Here is a 2,897-nt window from a genome sequence, read left to right as displayed (position 1 = left end):
GCGCTCCTGATCTTTCCCTCAAGGGTCGTGCCGCTGTGGGGCGTGGGCGTCCGGCTTCCGGGCGCGGGGCTGGGCGTGACGGGGGCGGCGCTGGGGACGCTCCTCGCCGAGGCCGTCAGCGCTGCGCTGATGCTGTTCTTCCTCCTGGTGCGCTCGCCGGCGCTGCGGCTGCGGCGGGAACCGCCGGCGGGCCGGCTGAAAGAGGACCTCGTCAGGGCGCTCAAGATCGGCCTTCCCCTCGCCCTGGATGGGGTCGCGATGGGAAGCGCCTACGTCGCCTGCACCGCGATCGTGGCGCCGCTGGGCACGACCGCCATCGCGGCGAACACCTTTGCCGTCACGGCGGAGGGTTTATGCTACATGCCGGGCTATGGCATTGAGCTCGCCGCCGCGACGCTGGTGGGGCAGGCCCTGGGGGCCGGACGGGGGGAGCTGGCCAGGCGGCTGGGCTGGATGGTCGTCCTGCTGGGGATGACCGTCATGGCCCTCGGTGGCATCTTGCTCTACCTCCTGGCCCCGCAGGTGATCGGCACCGATGACGACCGACCCGGAGATCCTGTCCCTGAGCGTGGAGGTGCTGCGCGTCGAGCTGCTGGCGGAGCCACTGTATGGGGCGCACATCGTCGCTGCGGGCGTCTTTCGCGGGGCGGGGGACACCCTCTTTTCCAGCCTGATGACCCTCGCCAGCATGTGGGGCGTGCGCCTTCCGCTGGCGGCGTTCCTGGCCCCCCGCAGGGGCCTTCGCGGGGTGTGGCTGGCCATGTGCGTCGAGCTCTGCGGGCGGGGAGCGATCTTCCTGGCGCGGCTGGCCGGCCCGCGCTGGCAGAGGCGGGGCCTCGCCGCAGCGACCGAAAGGAGTGGGGGGACGCGGGACTGACGGTCGCCCGTGTGACGCCCCTACTCCTTCTCCTTCCCGCGCCAGAAGACGCGCAGCGGCGTGCCGGTGAAGTCCTGAAGCCGCCGCAGCTCGTTGCGGACGTGGTTTTCAAAGGCCGTGTTCACGATGTCCGGTTCGTTGACGAAGAAGATGAACGTCGGCGGTTCCGTGTCGGCCTGGGAGCAGTAGTAGATGCGGAGGGAGCGGCCCTTGCGGTTCGAGGGCAGGCGGTCGAAGGCCAGCACGTCGCGCATCAGGCGGTTCAGGACGTTGGTGGGGATGCGGCGGCGGCGGGCCTCCCGCACGGCGAGGACCGTCTGGGCGATTCGCTGCAGCCCGCGGCCGCTCCTGGCGGAGGTGAAGAGGATGGGCGCCCAGCTCAGGAAGGGCATGTCGTCCCGGATGCGCTTCGTCAGCCTGTCGCCGGGCCGCTCTCCCGTGACCAGGTCCCACTTGTTCAGGATGAGGACCAGCCCCTTCCCCTTCTCCACGACGTGGGCAGCGATCTTCTTGTCCTGGTCCGTGCAGGGGTCCTGCGCGTCCATCAGGAGTAGCGCTACGTCGCAGCGGTCCACGGCGGCCAAGGTGCGGACGAAGGAGTAGTACTCCAGGGCGGAGTCCATGCGGCCGCGCCGGCGAAGGCCCGCGGTGTCCACGATGCGGAAACGCTGCCCCTCCAGGGTGACGGCGGTGTCCACCGGGTCCCGCGTGGTCCCCGCCACCGGGCTGACCAGCGAGCGCTCGGCGCCGGCCAGGCCGTTCAACATGGAGGACTTGCCCACGTTGGGCTTGCCCACGATGGCGAGGCGAACCTCGTCCGTGGCCTCCTCCTGCAGCTTTTCATCGGGAAGCAGCTCCGTCAGCAGGTCCAGCAGGTCCTCGAGGTTGCGCTTGTGCAGCGCGCTGATGGGCACGACGTGCTCAAAGCCCAGTTCGTAGGCCTCGTTTGCGCTGTCGTCGTGCTTGATGTCGTCCAGCTTGTTGGCGGCTACGATGACGGGCTTGCGGCTGCGCCTCAGGAGGTGGGCCACCTCCTCGTCCGCCGCGGTGACCCCGGCCTGGCCGTCCAGCACCATGACGACGGCGTCACATTCCTCGATGGCCGCCTCCACATGGGCGCGGATGCCTGCGCTGAAGGCGGACTCCTCCCCCAGGATTCCCCCCCGTGTCGATGACGTAGAACGACCGGCCGCGCCACTCCGCCTCGCCGTAGATGCGGTCCCGCGTCACGCCCGGCGCGTCGTCCACGATGGACTCCCGCCGCCCGATCAGGCGGTTGAACAGCGAGGACTTGCCGACGTTGGGCCTGCCGATGATCGCTGCGATGGCCATGCTACTTCTCGCCCTGCCAGTCCATGTACCGGCGCAGCTCGTCGTCCTTCAGTCCGTCCCCCAGGCCGATGGCCAGGCGGATTCGGGCCTGAAGCGGGGTGAGCCCCCGCGCGCTGAAGAGCCCCATCTCCAGGAGCTGTGCCGCGCTGCCCTCGAAGTTGTCCATCGGCTGGACGTATCCCATGGGGCAGCGCGTGGCCAGCACGACGGGCACCCCCTCGCGCAGGATCTTGCGCAGGAGGGGGGGCCAGGGAGGAGGGGACGTCTCCGTCGCCGAAGGCGGAGATGACGAGCCCGTCCAGTTCCTCGATGCGCTTGTCCAGGATGGCCTTCAGGATGAGGTCACCGTCGCCCAGCGAGGCGCTGACGATGGCGATGTTGCGGGCCGGGACGGTGTCGATGCTCTTCGCCTGGGGGCGCGGGGGCGCGAAGGGGGAAGAGTCGCCCGGAGGGCTGCAGGAAGATGCCCAGGGGGGTCTCCGGAAAGGCCAGGACGCCCGCGCTGCGCGAGTTCGAGATGCTGATGACGTCGGCCGGGGCGTAGACGGCGTCTCCCATGCAGATCAGCGCGCCCTTGCCGGCGCAGAAGCCGGACAGGGCGGCGCGGACGGCCTGTCCCAGGCGCAGGGACGTCTCGCTGTTCGGCGTGTTTGCGTGGAAGATGGAGCCCGTGAAAACCAGGGGCGGG

General features: G+C 69.9%; 5 protein-coding genes and 2 pseudogenes. 2 read left to right on the top strand and 5 right to left on the bottom strand.

Annotated elements, in window-relative coordinates:
- Positions 1 to 224, bottom strand: a 224-nt coding sequence (locus tag SY1_RS04925; protein WP_208872899.1) for a hypothetical protein, incomplete at its 3' end; no start/stop codon positions are given.
- Between SY1_RS04925 and SY1_RS12765 the strand changes: the two are divergent.
- Together SY1_RS12765 and SY1_RS12550 are read left to right on the top strand one after the other, a co-directional pair.
- Positions 130 to 468, top strand: a pseudogene (locus SY1_RS12765) (MATE family efflux transporter); the annotation flags it as partial. The gene SY1_RS04925 and the pseudogene SY1_RS12765 overlap by 95 nt on opposite strands.
- A 67-nt stretch (positions 469 to 535) precedes the next feature.
- On the top strand, positions 536 to 877 hold the full coding sequence (locus SY1_RS12550) for an MATE family efflux transporter (protein WP_015556369.1): 342 nt from the start codon (positions 536 to 538) through the stop codon (positions 875 to 877).
- A 20-nt stretch (positions 878 to 897) separates the two neighbouring features.
- On the opposite strand, the gene der is transcribed toward SY1_RS12550, so the two are convergent.
- The 4 genes and pseudogenes from der to SY1_RS04895 form a co-directional block, all read right to left on the bottom strand.
- Positions 898 to 1,989 (bottom strand): ribosome biogenesis GTPase Der, encoded by a 1,092-nt coding sequence (gene der, locus SY1_RS04910; RefSeq protein WP_341523492.1) that lies wholly within the window; start codon positions 1,987 to 1,989, stop codon positions 898 to 900.
- Complete coding sequence (locus SY1_RS12650) at positions 1,964 to 2,209, bottom strand: GTPase (RefSeq protein WP_015556368.1); 246 nt, start codon at positions 2,207 to 2,209, stop codon at positions 1,964 to 1,966. Before SY1_RS12650 ends, der begins: the two co-directional genes overlap by 26 nt.
- Before the next feature lies 1 nt (position 2,210).
- A pseudogene (locus SY1_RS04900) lies at positions 2,211 to 2,450 on the bottom strand (asparaginase); the annotation flags it as partial.
- 101 nt (positions 2,451 to 2,551) lie between these two features.
- On the bottom strand, positions 2,552 to 2,897 hold a 346-nt coding region (locus SY1_RS04895), incomplete at its 5' end, for an asparaginase domain-containing protein (RefSeq protein WP_208872897.1).

This window comes from Fretibacterium fastidiosum, from assembly GCF_000210715.1.
Lineage (GTDB): Bacteria > Synergistota > Synergistia > Synergistales > Aminobacteriaceae > Fretibacterium > Fretibacterium fastidiosum.
Note: the sequence above shows the minus strand (reverse complement) of the source record. Positions and strands in the feature narration are given on the sequence as shown.